This is a genomic window from Prevotella jejuni (genome assembly GCF_900187995.1).
GTDB lineage: Bacteria > Bacteroidota > Bacteroidia > Bacteroidales > Bacteroidaceae > Prevotella > Prevotella jejuni.
In genome coordinates, this window is record NZ_FZNZ01000026.1 from 17,960 (window position 1) to 36,963 (window position 19,004).

Consider the following 19,004-nt stretch of genomic DNA (forward strand, 5'->3'; position numbering starts at 1 on the left):
AGAAAATGGAAATAGAAAACAGTACGGCACGACGTCCAGAACACCGACGTCGTAAAAAAGAAATCAACGACAGGTTCCTACCTATCCGTCAATGGCTTAACATCATCTTCATGGTTGGGGCCGTTGTGGGCGTGGCTGTCTATCTACTTGCCGATACAAACACACCCGGTATAATAATAATTCTTGCATCGATGGTCTTTAAGATGATCGAAAGCCTACTCCGTTTTATTCGTTAAATGAAGAGACTTACTTTCTTATTTGCGCTTTTTGTGCTCGTGGCTAACGCTGCCCTGGCACAGACTGATGATACCTCTATGCCGAATGATGACGGTACGTTTACGGCTGATGGCTATAGGAATAATCGTAAATTAGGGCGCTCTGACTCAATACAAAGTCAGCATAAAGAGATACCACGAGGGATGAAGGTGTGGACAATAGACGAACGTTTCGGCGACCGCAAGGCTGCTGTTCCTGACACGTTGTCGTATATGTTCATGAATGAAGGGCTGACCACTGGCTTGCGAGGGGAGTATAATGTATTGGGAAACCTTGGCTCTCCACTTCAGAACCGTATCTTTATTGATCGCGCTCTACCGTCAGAGTTCCTTTTCCTCGACCCGTATAGTATGTTTATTGTGCAACCTGGTGACTTCCAGTTCACCTCGACACTCTCGCCGATAACGGTTCTTACCTATAATACAGCGGGTAATCGTAACAACGGAGAAGACCGCTTTAAGGCTCTTTTCGCAGTGAATGCGGGTAAAGAATGGGGCTTTGGCTTCAAGTTCGACTACCTTTATGGACGCGGATATTATAGTAGTCAGAGTACTTCTCTCTTTAATTACTCTATGTGGGGGAGCTATTTAGGCGAACGCTATCAGGCTCACTTGCTCCTATCTCTTAATCATCAGAAGGTTGCTGAGAATGGGGGTATCACCAATGATGCCTATATCACGCATCCAGAGTCGTTCCGTGACAGTTATAGCGAAGAGGAGATACCAACCGTACTAAAACAGAATTGGAATAGAAACGACAATCAACACGTCTTCTTTAATCACCGTTATAGCCTCGGATTCTTCCGTAAGGTGCCAATGACAGCAGAGGAGATTAAGGCGAAGGAGTTTGCCCTTAAATCGCATAAAGCACAGGCTGTGGAGAAGGATAAAGAGAAGGCTCGACGACAGGCAAAGGCGAGAGGAGAGAAATTCGACGAAGAGGCATACGACAAAACGAAGCGTTCTGCTGGGCGTCCAGACGATGCTGTGATTGCTGGTGATGTACCACAGGCGAAGAAGGATACGACCACTGTGAGTGGTAGCGACCGTATGACGGTCAATTTGGAAGACTCTACACAGATGGCTAACCTTAAGAAGAAGGACGCTTTGGCTAAGGACTCTACACAGAAATGGATGAAGGATGAGTATGTGCCAGTGACGAGCTTCATCCATACCCTACGTTTTGATAACTATCGTCGTATCTATCAAGCCTACGACACTCCGACGGATTTCTATGCACAGAACTATTTTAACTATGGTAGTGCAGCGAATGATTCTATCTATGACACGACAAAGCACTGGGCATTGAAGAATACTTTTGCCCTCGCTCTACTTGAGGGTTTCAACAAGTGGGCCAAAGCTGGTCTGAAAGCCTTTGTTTCTTACGAGTTGCGTCATTACACACTTCCTTCTATGACAACGCCATCGGGTGCTACTGTCTCCCTATATAATGGTAAGCAGACATGGAACCAACACGACGTGTCTGTGGGTGGTCAGCTGTTGAAGACACAGGGTAAGACCTTCCATTATGACGTGAGTGCCGAGGCGTGGGTGGCAGGTAGTCGTGCCGGACAAGTACATGTGGATGGGCATGCCGACCTTGGTTTCCCACTCTTGGGAGATACTGTTCAGTTGGCTGCGACGGCTTTCTTCCATCGTTCTGCCCCTTCCTTCTATATGGGTCAGTACTTTGGTAAGCATTACATGTGGGATAATAACCTCGGTCAGGAGATACACTCTCGTCTTTTGGGTGAGTTCTCTCTGAAGAAGACGCGCACTAAGCTGCGTGTAGGTTATGATGTTCTCAAGAACTATACCTACTTTGGTATACAGAACGACCGTGTACAGAGTGGTGATAACTACCTTGTTCAGCATAACAATCTGAGCGTCCGTCAGTCGGGCAGTCCTATTAGTTTGCTGACAGTACAGCTCCAACAGGATTTCCGATTGGGTATCTTTAATTGGCAGAACGTGCTGACCTTGCAGAAATCAAGTAAGGAAGATATACTCCCTGTGCCGACCTTCAACGCTTATAGTAACCTCTTCATTCGATTTAGAATAGCACGTGTCTTGGATGTAGACCTTGGTGTCGATGGTCGTTACTTCACGAACTATTATGCTCCTGAATATATACCGGGCATAGGCAGCTTCGGCATACAAGAGACGGAGGCAAGTCGTACGAAGATTGGTAATTATCCGCTTCTTAATGCGTATGCGAACTTCCAACTCCAACACACTCGCTTCTTTATAATGTTTACACATGTGAACTGTGGGGATGGAGGAAGGTATTTCTATACACCTCACTATCCTCTCAATCAGCGATTGTTACAGTTCGGTATTAGCTGGAACTTCTTCAATTAATCATCAAGAGAATAAGGGATTAAGGTGATAACAGAGAACAATAACATTACAACCAACAGCCTTGCAGCATGGATACTGGCTGCGCGTCCGAAGACGCTCACCGGTGCTATGGTGCCTGTGATGATAGGTACGGCATGGGCTTGGAGGTTAGGTGGTGGGGAGGACTTTCGGGTCTTGCCTGCCGTACTTTGTTTTCTCTTTGCCTTTCTGATGCAAATAGACTCCAACTTCATCAATGACTACTTCGATTGCATAAAGGGTAACGACAATCGAACGACACGTTTAGGACCGAAGCGGGCTTGCTCGGAAGGGTGGATAACGCTCCCTGCGATGCGTCTGGGGCTTGTCATCACCTCCGTAATGGCTTGTCTTGTAGGACTCCCACTCATCTTCTTTGGTGGTTGGGAGATGATTGTCGTAGGAGGAGTGTGCGTCCTTTTCGCTTTTCTCTATACCACTTATTTCTCTTATTTAGGTTTAGGAGACGTACTGGTATTAGTCTTCTTTGGAATCATCCCAGTAGTCTTTACGACCTACGTCATCCTGCCCAATCATTCACAAGCTCTTTGTCTTCAAGTGATTATGTCGGGAGTAATATGTGGATGTGTGATAGATACCCTCCTTGTTGTCAATAACTATCGTGACAGAGAGAACGACAAACGTGACGGAAAGATAACGCTCATCGTGCGAATAGGTGAGGGAAGGGCAGAAAGGCTCTACTTAGCTTTAGGGCTTGTCGCTTACCTTCAGCTGCTTCTTCTTCTCTTTTCAGGGGAGAGCGGTAGTCTTCTCACCTTCTTATTCTTGTTCATTCTCTTCCTACCCTATAGTGTCTTGCATTACAAGACAGCCATGCGAATGAAGAAGATAAAGCGGGGCAAAGAGCTGAATACCATCTTGGCACAAACAGCCCGTAACATGCTGCTCTACGGAATAGCAACTGCAATAGCAATCGTTAGCATGTAAAATGTTCCCGCCAAGCCCCACCTGTTATTATCACAATTCCTTATCACCCAACATTCAACACCCCTCACCCACTCATCTCCATTCATCATCACCCAACATTCAACACCTATCACCCAATACCCAACACCCATCACCCAACAATGCAACAACCCAATCTCGAAATAATGACCTTTGTGGAACGTCAGATACTTCCACGATACAATGACTTCGGACGGAGTCATGGACTCGGACATGTACAACGTGTCATTAAGAGTTCGCTTGCTTTAGCTGCCGTGACGGGCGCCGACGTGAATATGGTCTATGTCATTGCGGCCTATCACGACCTTGGTATGGAGGGTCCACGGGCCATCCATCATCTCACAAGTGGTAAGATTCTCGTTGCCGACCAACGCCTTCGTAAATGGTTCTCTGCTGAACAGATAAAGATTATGAAGGAAGCTGTTGAGGACCATCGTGCCAGCAGTTCGCGGGTACCACGTAGTATCTATGGGAAGATTGTGGCTGAGGCTGATCGCGATCTCGAGCCAGAGGTGGTCTTCTCTCGTGCCATTCTCTTTGGAATAGAGAACTATCCAGAGAAGAACGATGACGAGATGTGGCTGCGTTTCCGTGATCACATGAAAGAGAAATATGGGCGAGCTGGTTACTTGAGGTTATGGATACCAGGTTCTCCGAATGCTAAGAACCTTGAGACGATACGTAAGACGATAGATGACGAAACGGCATTAAGAAAAGTATTCGACCGTATCTATCGACAGATACGAGAAGAAGATAAATGAAAGAAAAGAATAGAACAAAAGATATGACGAACGAAGCTTTAATGCGAAGGGCCATCGAACTCTCGGCCGATAGCGTACGTAATGGTGGCGGACCATTTGGGGCTGTTATTGCTCGAAGGGGTGAAATCATCGCAGAAGGTAGTAATGGTGTAACGATTCAGAATGATCCAACGGCACACGCAGAGGTATCTGCTATCCGTAAAGCCTGTCAGAAGCTGGGTACATTCGACCTCTCAGGCTGTGACATCTATACCTCTTGCGAACCTTGTCCTATGTGCTTGGGTGCTATCTATTGGTCGCACCTCGATAAGATTTACTATGCTAACGACAGAAAGGATGCTGCTAACATCGGATTTGATGATGATTTCATCTATCAAGAGATAGAGGTTGCACCGCAGTATCGCAAGAAACCATCTGAAATACTGCTGCGTAATGAGGCGATAAAGGTGTTTCAGCTGTGGGATGAGAAGCTGGATAAAACTGAATATTAGTGTCCCTAACCATAGAGTCAATGTCGCACACAGCTGTCGCATTGACTTTTTTCATATCGTTAGTACGGCGGTTAATTTGTTAAAAGGGTGATGATGAGAGGAAAGATAAGAATAACAAAGAACTTGGTTATCACGGTGTTTGTATCGACATTACTGATAGAGTTTGTCTTGTTGTTTATGCATGGATGTTATGATGGTGATGGTCTTCGTTTTAATCTACGGGAGCAGACTTTCTCTGTAGAGGAGGGCTGTGTCTGTGGAGGGGGCTTAAACTTTAGCAGTGAAGATGCTGCAGATAAGTTCTCTGTCATTTATAATAAGAATATACACGCCTTTTGGTATGATAGTTACAATCCATCTGTCCTTGATATCAATAATCTCCCCGCCTGTTGCCGTGTTGTTTTGCATGACGATACGTTGTTACTTCATCGTCTGCCATTGCTGCCAAATACAGCTTATAACGTCTATCGTATGTCTGGTTGTCGCAGGGTACGGACGTTAACCATTGTAACAGACCAACAGGGTAAGGTTGTTCATTATCGTAAGAATAATTTTTAAGCGAGATAGTATGCGGTCTAAGAAGAAGGTGTCTTTGATGAGAAGAGTTCTTCTTGTGTGTTCAGAGGGGTTGTGAAGGATTTGTGTTATAGGATAAAAAAGTGTATCAGATAGGTATGAGTAATAAAAGATTGTTTCGGAGTTTAATGTCGTTTCTCCTCCTCCTCATGGGGTTGGGACAGCCAGTGTATGGCCAATACACGTCAATTCAAGACACAGCACGGTGTCTGTCGGTGCGTGACTCTTCAGCAACGGAGGCTTTTGGGAAGAATACAGATAGGCAAGTTACCGCTTATTATTATGCTAATAAAGCAAGTCTCGTAGATAAATACTTTCGTAGGGGGATGTCGAGAATAAGCATACTGAATATTCCTAAGGGTAAACGACCTGCCCCAGAAAGTTATTTGAAACGCAGATATATCAGGCGACACCTAAAGTACTTTAAGGGTGGTGCATCTTGTATCGTTTCTAAAGCGATGTTAGAACGATACGATGGTGACTCTATCGGGAAAGCTGATAACAGTCAGTTTATTATGACAAAGGCTGAGATGGATAGCGTCTTGACAAAGAGTCATGGTGACTTATCACGTATTGAACATGAGTTGGGAATCCCTTCTGGGGCATGGAAGCATCGGGTGTTGGTAAGAATTGATATCCCTAAACCAAAGAAACTGAGGTTGAGAATGGCGTCGGGAAACGAGGTTGGGGCGAATGTACTATGGCTTCCGGGTGGTCTCTTACCTACTGGATATAAGGAGGCGGTGATAGATAGGATTCCAAAAGGGAAATATAAGGCTTCGTTGATAGTACTTACTGGGGAGGTAAATGACGGACTTGCTGTGCCGAATAAGAATGAACAGAAATAGTGAAAAGCTGGTGTAGAGGGTTTAAAGAGGGGATATGGTTATAGAGGAAGGGCTGTCGATGAGGCTATGAGGTGGCTAATGAAATAGTTGACATATATTCGGACATGAGTAGATCACGATTTTCAGATGTTCTTCTAAGAACTGTCTTGAGGTGACTTAGTATCATATAGCTTTGAGGAAGTTCCTTACTTATGGTTCTTCCGTTAAATGTGTAGATTGTTAATAGAGTGAGATTAATCCACATACATGGTAAGCTTACCTCCAATAAGATTGTTTTATAAGGGGGGGTAAACTATACGATAAATGTAATTAGGTGTGATGTCTATCTGTCGTCTATAACCTGCTTATTCCCTTATTAAATCATGTTTGTAAACTATTTTTGTACATCTCAAACCCAATACATGCTCTTTTGGCTTCTAAAAGACGCCCTTTTGGCTTGCAAAAGATGCTCTTTAAGACCCTTGCTAACGCCCTTTTGAAGTCCAATTAGGCACCTTTTACTTTACACTAGGTAACTAATTGATACTCTGTTGATTGTAAACCTGCTTCATGTGTGTATTTTTGCCGTTAGTTATAGGTGTTTTCCTTGAATTTATGTAATGATTTTTCAAACCCTTGCCTGCAGGTTTTCGAAGTCTTAAAACGAAAAGATTTTCAATGAAAGAGGATGAAAATAGGATAGATAGTTGACTGTCTCAGCTATATTTTAGTTTAGTGAGTAATTTTGGCTCTTACGTTAAAGCACTACGAAAAGCGTCCACACATTTAACGGAAGAACCTTACTTATTAGTAGAGAGAGACTATCGATGAAATGGTATCGTACTCGTAAGTTATCTTGTGAATATACGGGATGAAGGGAGGGTGGCCTGTAAGCAGAGGGAACTTGGGACTGGTTGCAGGATAATGGGCGGTCTGTTCTTTATTTGCTTGATACTGCTTTGAGTCGGATTTATATGGTTGAGAAGTTATGACCCTTGTTGTCTCCTTTGAAAACCATGTAGACCTATCCTCCAGAAAAGCCGTACGACGAGGACGGTTAGTAGGAGAGATAGTACGCCACCAATGATGTAGGCTGTTCTTCTTTGGTCCCAGTAGTAGGTGTTATTATCAATGAGGTGGATGGAAAAAGGACTTATTTGGCGTGTAAGACCTTGATAGGTAAGACTGTCAGTATGGGTCCCGTCCTGTAGATTAAATATAAAGTATCTACCGTCCGCCTTACCGATCACAGAGTCACCAATCACTTGTATGTGTGTAACGTCAGATATTAGTATCTCGTTGTAAAGGTCGCCTTTCTTGCATATACCTCCATTGTCGGGTGTATCAGTACTGCTCAGTTCGTAGTTATTCTTCAGTGGTGTGCTCCAGCTATCACCAATTCCTATATCCGTTCCAAGAATGATTGCGATGATAATCATTGCTACTAAGCTACTTGCAGCGTAGGTGAATAGAGCTACACCCGGCGTGAAGAAGGAGAGTATCATCCTCCTCTTCCTCTGTTCTTTACAAAGGAAATAAGTAAAGGGGAGCGTTAGCAAGCCTGATACTAAGGATAGTAGTAGGAAGATAACGGCCCAGAAAATAAGAACGAAAAGCATTCCCATATTTTATATTGATTAATTTAAAAGGAAGAGAGTGACGGTACTATCTACCTCCCTTTGATGTACTTAAAATGATGTTATCGCCTTTTCAAGTGATAGAGACATCACGCTTTATGGTGTTCATCTCCGTCTCTTGAAACAGTATTGGCTAACTCTATGATAAATGAGTACTCCTTACACGCTCTGTCTCTGTACATAGATAATACGTCTCTCCACCCAAAATAAAAGTTGCTGTCATTACTGTCATCCTATCTCATCACCTAACTTATTAGTTTACAGGGGGATTGTATGAAATGTTAAATGTGACAGCAAACAAAAATAAAACTTATCTTGTATAATATGTAATGATATAGAGTAAGAGGTTATCGCTCATATCCATCTGATTTATACGTCGTTTATTATTAGAAGCGAGAGTGTTAGCTTATCAGACCAATGAGGCCGACAAGGGTGGTGGAGTACTGGTTGACAACTAATCTTATTGATGTTCTACCAACTTCTCTTTGCACAATGCAAGCGCTTCCTCGGCTCTTCCATCTATTAGATAAGCAGGGAAAGCGTAGTTGGCATTGATAGTTTTTAGGTTGTATTCCATTGTCTTGCGTTTTATCCACGATGGTTCGCTTGCAAGAACCTCTGTTGGATTCTTCATTTGGATGGTTATCAACCTATTACCCTTAAAGCGTATCAAATCGAAGTCGGCTATTTCACGCCATAATATTTCCTTAGCTCCATAGATAGAAAGGCCGCTATCAGTAAACTCAATATCTTTCTTATGGGTTATGATAAGTCTTATCTTTCTATAAGTCATGTATAAAACACTTCCACCAAAGAAGGTGACGGAGAGTACACCAGTAACCTTTATCTTCCAAACAGGATAGGTTGTTGTGGAGGTATCCATGGTAAGGAGCCATATTCCTAAGATTGTAAATGCTATGCCACCTAAGTAAGCAAGGGTCTTCTTTGTCGTATTCATCTCTTTATTGTTTGATATTCTTCATACTTAATCCAATGCGTTTGCGACGCATATCGACCTCAACAACACGGACACGGACGTGCTGATGGAGACGAATAACCTGTGTGGGGTCGGAGACAAAACGGTCGGAGAGCTGGGAGATGTGTACAAGTCCGTCTTGATGAACACCGATGTCAACGAACGCACCAAAGTTGGTAATGTTCGTTACAATACCCGGTAGTTCCATTCCAACGATGAGATCATTGAGGGAATGGACGTTCTTATCAAACTCGAAGACTTCCACCTCGCCACGTGGGTCACGTCCTGGCTTCTCAAGTTCGGCTATGATATCACGTAGGGTAGCCTCTCCTAACTCCTCAGAAGGGGTGAGAGATAACTCGCTCAAACCCTCAGACAGAGAAGAATAGGTCTTCTTCGAACCCCCTGAAAAGGCGATCGTTGCAATCTCACTATTAGTTGATAAAGGCTTACTACTATTCTCTCTTTTATGCGAACCATTACCTGTAGTCTCCTTCGCTATCGGAGAGGAGGAACGAGGAGGGAGACTGCTTGGACTTAGAGGGGTAAGACCTTTATGGATGTATTGTTGGATATCAATCTGAGACAAGAGTGACTTATTACCGATCAGGTCCTTTATCGTACAGCCATGGTCCTTTGCCATCTGTTCAACAATGTGATAGCTTTCAGGATGAACAGCAGAGTTGTCGAGCGGGTTCTTGGCATTGGGGATGCGAAGGAAGCCTGCACATTGTTGGTAAGCAGTATTACCCAGACGCTTCACCTTCTTTAATTGGGTACGAGAAATGAAGGGACCGTGCTCATGACGATAGTCGATAATGTTCTGAGCAAGGGCCGGACCGAGTCCGCTAACGTAGGTAAGTAAGTGACGAGAAGCCGTATTGAGGTTGACTCCCACCTGATTGACACAACTCATCACCGTTTGGTCGAGTGAGTGCTTGAGCTTTGATTGGTCGACATCGTGCTGATATTGTCCGACACCGATACTCTTTGGATCGATCTTCACAAGCTCGGCAAGAGGGTCCATGAGCCTTCGTCCGATGGATATAGCACCACGTGTGGTAACATCTTCATCGGGGAACTCCTCACGTGCTACGGGTGAAGCAGAATAGATGGAAGCACCGTCTTCGCTGACTACATATCTTAATATATTCCCAAAGTCGTTCGTTGTGTCTTGGAGAATATTACTAATGAAAGTCTCTGACTCCCTACTTGCCGTACCATTACCAATGGCAATAGCCTCAATCTTATAGGTGTTTATCATCCTGTGTAGGGCTTCCGTGGCTTGTCTTACCAGGTTGCGTGGAGGATGCGGATAGATTATCTCGTGATGGAGAAGGGTACCCTGTTCGTCAAGGCAAGCTATCTTACAACCATTGGCGAAGCCGGGGTCGAGGGCAAGAACACGTTTCTGACCAAGTGGAGGAGACAGGAGAAGTTGACGGAGGTTCTCTGTAAAGACTTTAATAGCTTCTTCGTCGGCATGTTCCTTACTCAAGGCTGCGAACTCATTCTCCATACTTGGATTGATAAGACGCTTGAAAGAGTCCTCAATAGCTTGGCTGACAAGGGCCTGACAAAGACCATGTCCACGTACAAACTGCCGTGTTAGACGTGAGATGCATTCCTCCCCCTCAATCGTAATACTTACTCGTAGAATACCTTGAGACTCACCTCTACGCATGGCAAGTAGCCTATGGCTGTTGCATCGACGGAGTGGTTCAGAGAAATCGAAGTAGTCGGAGAACTTCTGTGCCTCGTCTGTATCCTTCATCTTCTTGATAACTTTTGATGAGATGATGGCCCCACGATGGTAAGCTGTGCGGACGGTATTACGTGCTTGCTGGTTCTCTGATACAATCTCGGCGATGATGTCTAAGGCCCCTTCTAACTCCTTCGAAAGGGTAAGAGAAGCCTCTCCTACCCCCTCCAAAAGGGTGGAAATATCTACATGCTCACGGGCGAATAAAGACCCTTTAGTCCCTTCTTGATATTCCTGCCAAGCACTTGCAAGCTTGTCTCTCTCCTTTTCGGATAAGCAGGAAAGAGCTGTTCTCCTCCCTACAGAAGGGTTGGAAGAGGCAGCCACGCTCATGATCTCTAATGCTAAAGGCTCCAATCCTTGTTCACGAGCAATCTGTGCTCGTGTGCGTCGTTTAGGTTTATAAGGTAGGTAGATATCCTCCAGTTCGGTAGCATCCATACAAGACTGAATCTTAGTCTCTAATGCTGTTGTGAGTTTCCCCTGCTCACGGATGGTCTTGAGGATAGTTTCCTTACGTTTACCGAGCTCTTTCAAACGGTCGTAAAGTTCGCTGATATCGGTTATCTGAACCTCATTGAGGTTTCCTGTACGTTCCTTTCTATAGCGAGAAATGAATGGGATTGTACAGCCTTCATTGAGTAGGATGAGAACTGCCAAGACACTTCTGTGAGGAAGGGAAAGTGATTGAGAGATAAAGGAAGCCTCCTTCAGATCTCCAGAAAGGGAAGGTGTCGTATTTGCTGACTGTTCGTTATTATTCATTGGTTCGGTCTTTTTGCCGTATGATGTTGGTCTATCCATTTATAGATGTTTTTTTGTTTGCATAGAGAGGAGAGATAATATCCCTCTAATCAGTGGAGAATGAGATAAATAGCGAACTACCTCTACAAGGTAGGCTATGCTTTTACTACTCATTTACCCTTGTCTATTCTATCTTTATAAGCACCTTTTACTTATCATCTCCCATTCCTTGTTTGTCATGCGTGAGTATCTTTTTCTCTACTTGTTTAGAATGGAACAGTTTATGCCAATACCTTATCTCCTTCTTTTAGAGGGTTTGGTAGAGGCTTTTCGGGTCTCAATAATGATGGTCGGACGCATCTCTTGTCGTGGATCCTTCCTATATGTAATAAGGTGTAGGGCGGAGATATCAGTAGACTTAATGCTCTTTGGCATTGCTTCTATTATGCTTTTGGGTGAGAGCATATACTCAATGATAGTCAACCGCTTATGTGGTTTCTTCGGTCTACCATCTATTATCCATTGTAGTTCAGCAAAGGAGTTGGTCCTAATGAAGACGATGTCTCTTGGAGTCTTACAGAAAGTAAGATTATTCCCTTGCTTTATCTGTTCTTCTGGTGAGAATATTTGTATGGACTCAATGGCATAGGGTGGAATGAGTCTGAGTCTGTTTGCCACAATTTCTTTGGCCGAATCCGAACGCATCTCATTGATAGTGACATGCAAGAGGGAGTCGGGTAGGGGTGTACCATCAATGACACAAAGGGCTTGCCCACGTGTGTTGAGGGTGACAAGCATTGTCAGTAGAATGCAAGTCAAGAGTCTTTTCAACTGTAGTTTCGTCATCATCTTTTGTTCACCAAACTTATTTATAGGCATAAAGCAAGATGGGTTTCTTACTTTTATCACAGATGGCTTCAATCTTCTTCAGCATAGCTGGGCTTGTAGTGAAGCATCCCCACGAAGCATTGGAGAGTGGGAGATAGGAGGTTAGGTGGTGCATAATCCCCACGTAACGAGAGCTATGAATGAGGATGTGTCTCCGTCGTGCATTATCGTTTGAACTATCAAGACCATCAAGGGCAAAGCATAGTCCAACATTAGCAGAATAACTTTTCTCAGCAATCTTGAAATGTCCAAGACTCGAACATTTACTTCCCTCCTTGTTTGAGAAGCGTGGTTTCCACGCACTGTTGCCTTCTCCTTTGCCGTGTGCACAGGGTCCTGTGTCGAGCACCGATAATGTCTTTAAGTCGATGATAGCCATTCTGTCCTCACCTGACGGGCGTGAGAAATCAACGAGGACACAGTAGTCTTCGTTAAACCCCTTGTCGTGACAGATTTCCCACACGTCTTTGAATTGGCTTTGGAATGAATAAGACTTTATCTTCCAATAGCCTTTTACGCCAAAGTTGAGCGTTAAGAAGAGGAGAAGGAATAAGATGAAAAGGCGGCCTCTCCTCCATCCTCTCCCTTGTAGAAAGGGGTGTGAACAGCGCGATATTCCCATCGTTTGGGCATCCTTTGACTTGTTTCTTGTCTTATCGTTTCCCATTACTTATCTAATAGATAGGGCTATCTCGATGTCCACTCCCCTCTCCTGTCGGAGAGAGGATGGGGCTGAGGCTGATAGCGATAGATGTTCTTTCTACATCCCTCTGGCCTTCAGAAGACCCTTTGTATCAGGTGCCTTTAGGCCAGTAAAGTCTGAGAAGATAGTCATAAGGTCACGAGTATTACCACGTGAGAGAACCTTCTGGCGGAAATCATCACCCACCTTACGAGTCAGTGCACCGTGTTCTGCAAAATAGTCAGCAATATTCACGGCCAATACCTCACTCCATAGGTAGCTATAATAACCTGCTGCATAACCTCCACCCCAGATGTGGTTGAAGTAAGAAGTTGAATAACGAGGAGGTATCTGAGCGTTTAGTAGACCAATCTCAGCCAACACTTTCTTCTCAAAAGCAGGTGCTTCTTCAGCTGTTGGAACCTCAGAAGGAGAGAGACAATGCCAAGCCATATCCAAGCAGGTTGCTGCAAGATTCTCACCCAATGCGTATGCCGAGAGGAAATTGAGCGATCCAAGCATCTTCTCACGCAATGCGTCAGGCATAGGCTCATTGGTTTTGTAATGGCGTGCATAGTGGTTGAACACCTCTGGAATACTTGCGAACGACTCATTAAACTGTGATGGCATCTCTACGAAGTCACGTGCTACGGCCGTACCGCTCAATGTGTTATACTTACAATGAGATAGCATACCATGCAGGGCATGTCCGAACTCGTGGAACATTGTCTGTGTCTCGTCCCAAGTAAGGAGTGTAGGTTGACCTTCTGGGGCCTTCGCATAGTTGCACACATTATATATTAATGGTTTCTGATTCCTATCTAAGCTCTGCTTGAGGAAGGCACTCATCCATGCACCACCGCGCTTTGTTGGACGGCGGAAGTAATCACAATAGAACAGAGCCAACTGCTTACCATCAGCATCAAGTACGTCGAATACCTTCATGTCCTTATGATAAGTCGGGATATCCTTACGTTCACGGAAGCTAAGACCATAGACACGATGGGCCGCATAGAAGATACCATTGACAAGAACAGAGTCAAGATTGAAATAAGGTTTCACGTCATCATCTGAGAAGTTGAACTGGTCCTTCTTCATCTTTGACGAATAATAGAAGCGGTCGTAGGGCTGGAGAGCAGTAAACGAGTTGACTGGTTGACTGGTAGACGAGTTATTTGCGTTAACTTGTTCACCTGTTAACTTGTCTACTTGTCCACTCGCTAACTTGTTCACTTGCGCCTTCATATACTCCTCAATCGCCTTTGTCTGCTCCTCAGCCTTTGGTTTATAAGCACCAATCATCTGGCGGAGAAAGGCATAGACATTATCCGTGTTCTTTGCCATAGTCTTCTCCAACGAGTATGAAGCATAGTTTTTATAGCCCATCAACTGCGCTTTCTCAGCACGAAGACGCGCTATCTTCACGATGATAGGGAAGGTGTTGTAAGCCCCTGTACCGTCTGTACGATGGATAGAAGCATTGTAGACACGCTCACGCAAGCTGCGGTTGTCAAGGCTTGCAAGGATAGGTTGCTGTGTGGTGTTCGTAATCACGATACAATAAGGTGCCTTACCGCCACGGCTCTCAGCATCTTTCTTGCACTGAGCAATATCTGCTTCGCTGAGACCAGACAGTTCCTTCACATCGTTGACCCATACTGTTGCCTCATTGGCTGCTTTCGGAAGCATATCACCAAAGTCCTGCTGAAGTTTTGCCAACTCCTTATTAATCTCTTGCATACGTGCCATCTTCTCCTTTGGGAGCAAGGCACCAGCATGAGTGAAGTCTTTATAGACTACTTCCAACAGCTTCTTATCCTCGCCTTTGAGCGTATTGTATTCGTGGTCATATACGTATTTAATACGTTGGAAGAACTTCTGATTAAACTTAACCTCGTTCTCAAACTCCGTCATTAAGGGTACTATGCTTCCTTGAGCCTTCTCTATTTCTCCTGTCTTATCGGCTGATACGAGTGCATAGAAGATGTTTGATATACGTTCCAAGTTCTTTCCACTCCGCTCGTAAGCTAAGATAGTATTGGTGAAAGTAGGCTTCTGCTTGTTGTCTGTAATCTTCTTTATTTCAGCTCTTTGCTCAGCAATAGCCAACTTGATGGCAGGCAGGTAGTCTGTACCCTTGATATGACTGAAATCAGGAGCGTTAAAAGGTAGTGTACTCTGTTTCATAAGCGAATTACTGACCGTCTGTGTCGTCTTCGGTCTTACGTTTTGTGCCTGACCTGTAAGTGCTGTGCAAGCAAGTCCTGCGGCCAGTACAACATTCTTGAGGTTCTGTTTCATGTTTTTAATTGTTGGGTATTGAATGTTGGGTAATGGGGGGGGATGGGTGGTAGGTGTTAAATGTTAGGTGTTGGTGTAATGCAATTCAACTTACTTCCATAGTAACTCCATGGTGGTAGGTGTTAAATGTTAGGTGTTGATGTCATCTATCATTTATCTCCATCTCCATCTCCCTTTATTCCGCAAACTTACATAAAAAAAACGAGAGTATCAAATAAATCGAATAAGAAGTTAAGGTTTCTTCTATCATAGAAAGAATGGGTGAGCAGAAGATACAGACGTGGTCAAGCGAAAAGTGCACACTTGCCTCTTTCAGAGTTGAGGGGAGTGTAATCACGGAGATACGTCTATGAGAATCTTAGAGAAGGTAGTGCACATCACGAGATAAGTATTAAAACAGCAGTAGGCAACAGGGAGGAAGAATGATAGACGGTATGATAATAAACGAAGGAATAGGTGGACTTGTAAATAGTTTTCAGTCGGCTTGAAACCAATACTTGCCCTTCAAGGATGAAGAAGAGGCCTAACTACGTTCAAGAACATGCCTTTCTTGCCTCTTAAAGACGCCCTTCTTGCCCCTTGAAGACGCCTTTCTTTGGTGGTGTATATAACTGATTGATTATGTGAAGGTTATATGCTCACTTTTATACGTGCTTTGCTCTCTCGTTCCCAACGCTTTACAAGGTTGTTTGTAATGATTTTTCAGTATGCTATAAACGACTTAGATGACTGTCAAAAACAGCGAGTATTGAATGGACAAAGGGTGGAATGAACAAGACTACGCATTACGCTCCTACCATGAATGTAAACTACATAATAGGATAAGCATAATCTTGCGTGGGATAATCGCAGTGTTCATGCACTTATTTCATTCTGAAACGAATAGGAGGTGAGACTGTTGACCCATCTCGGAATGAGTGTTCTGATATGATAAAGACTGTTTGAAACCTCATTCAAAAGGTGGGATAGTCGATGATTTGTAGCTTTCTATGTCCCTACAGTCAGTCTTAGTCGCCCATATACGTCCCCATAAAACAGAGGTTATCATACCTGTCAAGGATGTAATAAAGGAAAGGGTGGTCAGCTTTGAAGCTGAAAGAAGATGTATTATCATTTGCTGATAAATAAGCAATGTGCGTTACTTGAATGGCTTTTGCACTGATTCCGTCTTCATTAACATTCAGGCTTATCTGTTGGAAGACATCGTCGACAGCAAGAGGTTGCGCACTCATCCTACTGAAATCGGCTTCATGAGTGAAGAGACTACCCAGTCCCATGTCTCCATACAACTGCTTCAACGGGATATTCGAAGATGTAGAAAAGCAAGGAAACAGTATGTTTACATTGTCGTATGTCTTGGTGCTTTGCGCTATTTTACGTAGTTCTTTGACGGTTAACTTACGGATGACATCCTGCAAGTTAACCTTCTTTTGCGGTAGAATAGCATATAGGCTAAAACCGTTCTGTAGAGGCATAAGCAGCACCTGATAGTCCTTTGCGTTATAGCCTTGGTACATTTGCATCGTATCATCGTTCATCATCATCCGAACCTGGCGTGTTCTCCCATCTTCACAATGGAATGGCATGGACTTAGTAAGCTCCTTATAGAACGGTAAAGACCAAGCTGTCTTGAGCGTAACAGCATTGAAAAGTTGTGCAGCACGTGGTCCTGTGAGGTTGATGGGCAAGTTCGTAATGTCTCCTTTTGTTATCGTCTTACAGAGTTTGTTTGCTCTTTCTTTTCCCTTCGGAGTGTTGGCATTGTCGATAATATTGGTGAAATAATCATGTTCTAAGACCTCTTGAAAATCGGGTAAAAGCTTTGTTTGCCCATTCAGTATCAGGAAGTTGGCCGTAATCATGTATCCTGACGAATCGTTCTGTTCGTCAATTCCTCCCTTTCTCTGACCGATCAGCATCGTTCTACTTAGTGAGTTGATGTCCTCAAGGTCGTCAGCAGTATAGCCGAGAGCCTTTGAGATAACCGCTTGTGTCTTCCCATTCGCCCCATTGTTGAGCATATTCAGCGAATAGATGACGGCCATTGGTGAGAGAGCCACACTCTCCTTCCCCTTTTTGTTAGCAAGTAGTTGGAACAACTTAAGGCTGAACGCATTAGAAGAAGACACCAACCTCTCCTCTTCCTTAGATAGTTGATAGTCGGGATCGGCCTTCTTGGCTGCGTCCTCAAGGGTAGGTTGCAAACTTGTTGTAGCCTCCTTGACAGTTTGTTCAAGTTTCTGTAAAGCCTTCTTAGATTGTGTACAACAAACTAATAAGAGTAGGATGGGGAGGAATAGTAGTTTTTTGGCCATAGCGTTGCGTATGTTTAGATTTAGAAAAGACGACATCAAAGATACAAAAAGAATTGCATAAACATCTATAAAGACATACTTTTTCTATCAAAAAGTCTTTTTTTTAGCATTTCCAACCACATTGACACACATTTTTTATACTTTTGTAAACCGAATAGAAGACAATACATCTTATCCTAATAAAAATCATTCTTTACATGAGTAATTTACAACTATCGCCAATGAGAAAGACCATTGTGGGAGTTCAATTCCTCTTTGTAGCTTTCGGCGCAACGGTCCTCGTCCCTCTACTTGTGGGACTTGACCCGGCAACAGCGTTATTCACAGCAGGTTTAGGAACGTTTATCTTTCATTTTGTAACGAAAGGTAAGGTTCCTATTTTTTTAGGTTCTTCCTTCGCTTTCATCGCCCCTATTGTCTATGCCTCAGCCCATTGGGGTATGTCAGGGACCTTGGCAGGAATCGCTGGTGTGGCCCTTGTCTACTTTGTGATGTCTGCTTTGATTAAATGGCAGGGCAAGAAACTATTAGACAAGCTGTTCCCTCCAGTCGTGATAGGTCCTGTGATTATTCTGATAGGCCTTTCTTTATCTAAGTCAGCGGTTGATATGGCAAAGACAAATTGGATACTTGCCTTTATCTCCTTAGGTGTTGCCGTCGTCGTTCTATCTATGGGACGAGGCTTGATGAAGCTGGTTCCAGTAATTAGTGGTATCGTTGTAGGTTATTTAGTGGCTATGTATATGGGTGTGGTAGACTTTACTAACGTTAAAGCTGCGCCTTGGTTTGCATTACCTCCAGCATTAGCTCATTTCCATTTGCCGCAGTTCTCTTGGGAAGCCTTCCTCTATATGATACCTGTGGCGATAGCTCCAGTGATAGAGCACGTGGGAGATGTTTATGTGGTGAGTGCTGTTGCAGATAAAGACTTCACAGAGTCTCCAGGCTTACATCGTACGATGTTGGGTGATGGTTTGGCTTGTTTAGCAGCTTGTTTCCTTGGTGGTCCACCGGTGACAACCTATAGTGAGGTGACAGGAGCGATGAGTATTACGAAGGTGACCAACCCTCAGGTGATTCGTATAGCAGCCGCTACAGCTATCATCTTCTCGATAATCGGTAAGTTGAGTGCTCTCTTGCGGAGTATTCCCCCAGCTGTCTTAGGAGGTATCATGTTGTTGTTATTTGGTACGATAGCGTCAGTTGGTATTCAAAATCTTATCCAACATAAGGTAGATTTCAACCGTACACGTAACATTATCATCATATCTATCACCCTGACAATGGGTATTGGTGGGGCTGTACTGAACTATAAGAGTTTCTCAATCAGCGGTATCGGACTTTCAGCAGTTGTCGGTGTCATCTTAAATCTACTCTTGCCACCTGCAAAGGAGAAGAAGCCTGCAAAGAAAGAATAAGCTTAT

General features: G+C 43.9%; 15 protein-coding genes. 8 read left to right on the forward strand and 7 right to left on the reverse strand.

The genetic code is table 11. The features are described 5' to 3' along the window. The first annotated feature begins 5 nt into the window (after positions 1-5). The 7 genes from CHB62_RS10310 (at position 6) to CHB62_RS10340 (ending at position 6,296) form a co-directional block, all read left to right on the forward strand. Entirely contained in the window at positions 6-236 is a 231-nt protein-coding gene (locus CHB62_RS10310) for a hypothetical protein (RefSeq protein ID WP_089366776.1), read from the forward strand. Continuing rightward, the gene (locus CHB62_RS10315; RefSeq protein ID WP_089366777.1) at positions 237-2,636 is read left to right on the forward strand and encodes a putative porin; all 2,400 of its coding nucleotides are present in this window, start codon (positions 237-239) and stop codon (positions 2,634-2,636) included. 24 nt (positions 2,637-2,660) lie between these two features. Further along, positions 2,661-3,602, forward strand: a complete 942-nt coding sequence (gene menA / locus CHB62_RS10320; protein WP_089366778.1) for a 1,4-dihydroxy-2-naphthoate octaprenyltransferase — start codon at positions 2,661-2,663, stop codon at positions 3,600-3,602. A 140-nt stretch (positions 3,603-3,742) separates the two neighbouring features. Continuing rightward, entirely contained in the window at positions 3,743-4,381 is a 639-nt protein-coding gene (locus tag CHB62_RS10325) for an HD domain-containing protein (protein WP_089366779.1), read from the forward strand. A gap of 23 nt (positions 4,382-4,404) precedes the next feature. Further along, positions 4,405-4,872: a nucleoside deaminase gene (locus tag CHB62_RS10330; RefSeq protein WP_089366798.1), complete on the forward strand. Its 468-nt coding sequence runs from the start codon at positions 4,405-4,407 to the stop codon at positions 4,870-4,872. 90 nt (positions 4,873-4,962) lie between these two features. Further along, entirely contained in the window at positions 4,963-5,430 is a 468-nt protein-coding gene (locus CHB62_RS10335) for a hypothetical protein (protein ID WP_089366780.1), read from the forward strand. A gap of 116 nt (positions 5,431-5,546) precedes the next feature. Further along, entirely contained in the window at positions 5,547-6,296 is a 750-nt protein-coding gene (locus tag CHB62_RS10340; protein ID WP_089366781.1) for a hypothetical protein, read from the forward strand. 965 nt (positions 6,297-7,261) lie between these two features. Here the strand turns inward: CHB62_RS10340 and CHB62_RS10345 are convergent. The 7 genes from CHB62_RS10345 to CHB62_RS10375 all read right to left on the reverse strand — a co-directional run bounded on the left by CHB62_RS10345 (position 7,262) and on the right by CHB62_RS10375 (position 17,580). After that, positions 7,262-7,900 (reverse strand): hypothetical protein, encoded by a 639-nt coding sequence (locus tag CHB62_RS10345; protein WP_240616293.1) that lies wholly within the window; start codon positions 7,898-7,900, stop codon positions 7,262-7,264. A gap of 472 nt (positions 7,901-8,372) precedes the next feature. After that, a complete protein-coding gene (locus CHB62_RS10350) occupies positions 8,373-8,870 on the reverse strand; it encodes an STM3941 family protein (protein WP_089366783.1) in 498 nt (165 codons plus the stop codon). A gap of 4 nt (positions 8,871-8,874) precedes the next feature. Next, positions 8,875-11,454, reverse strand: a complete 2,580-nt coding sequence (locus tag CHB62_RS10355) for a Tex family protein (protein ID WP_089366784.1) — start codon at positions 11,452-11,454, stop codon at positions 8,875-8,877. A 234-nt stretch (positions 11,455-11,688) separates the two neighbouring features. After that, positions 11,689-12,273: a 50S ribosomal protein L19 gene (locus CHB62_RS10360; RefSeq protein WP_089366785.1), complete on the reverse strand. Its 585-nt coding sequence runs from the start codon at positions 12,271-12,273 to the stop codon at positions 11,689-11,691. Next, positions 12,260-12,949 (reverse strand): murein L,D-transpeptidase catalytic domain-containing protein, encoded by a 690-nt coding sequence (locus CHB62_RS10365; protein ID WP_089366786.1) that lies wholly within the window; start codon positions 12,947-12,949, stop codon positions 12,260-12,262. Before CHB62_RS10365 ends, CHB62_RS10360 begins: the two co-directional genes overlap by 14 nt. Positions 12,950-13,042: 93 nt before the next feature. Then, positions 13,043-15,265 carry a M3 family metallopeptidase gene (locus CHB62_RS10370; RefSeq protein ID WP_089366787.1) on the reverse strand — a complete coding sequence of 741 codons (2,223 nt, stop codon included), beginning with the start codon at positions 15,263-15,265 and terminating at the stop codon, positions 13,043-13,045. 1,007 nt (positions 15,266-16,272) lie between these two features. After that, a complete protein-coding gene (locus tag CHB62_RS10375) occupies positions 16,273-17,580 on the reverse strand; it encodes a serpin family protein (RefSeq protein WP_089366788.1) in 1,308 nt (435 codons plus the stop codon). A 197-nt stretch (positions 17,581-17,777) separates the two neighbouring features. Between CHB62_RS10375 and CHB62_RS10380 the strand changes: the two genes are divergently transcribed. Continuing rightward, positions 17,778-18,998: a uracil-xanthine permease family protein gene (locus CHB62_RS10380; RefSeq protein WP_089366789.1), complete on the forward strand. Its 1,221-nt coding sequence runs from the start codon at positions 17,778-17,780 to the stop codon at positions 18,996-18,998. Positions 18,999-19,004: the final 6 nt, after the last annotated feature.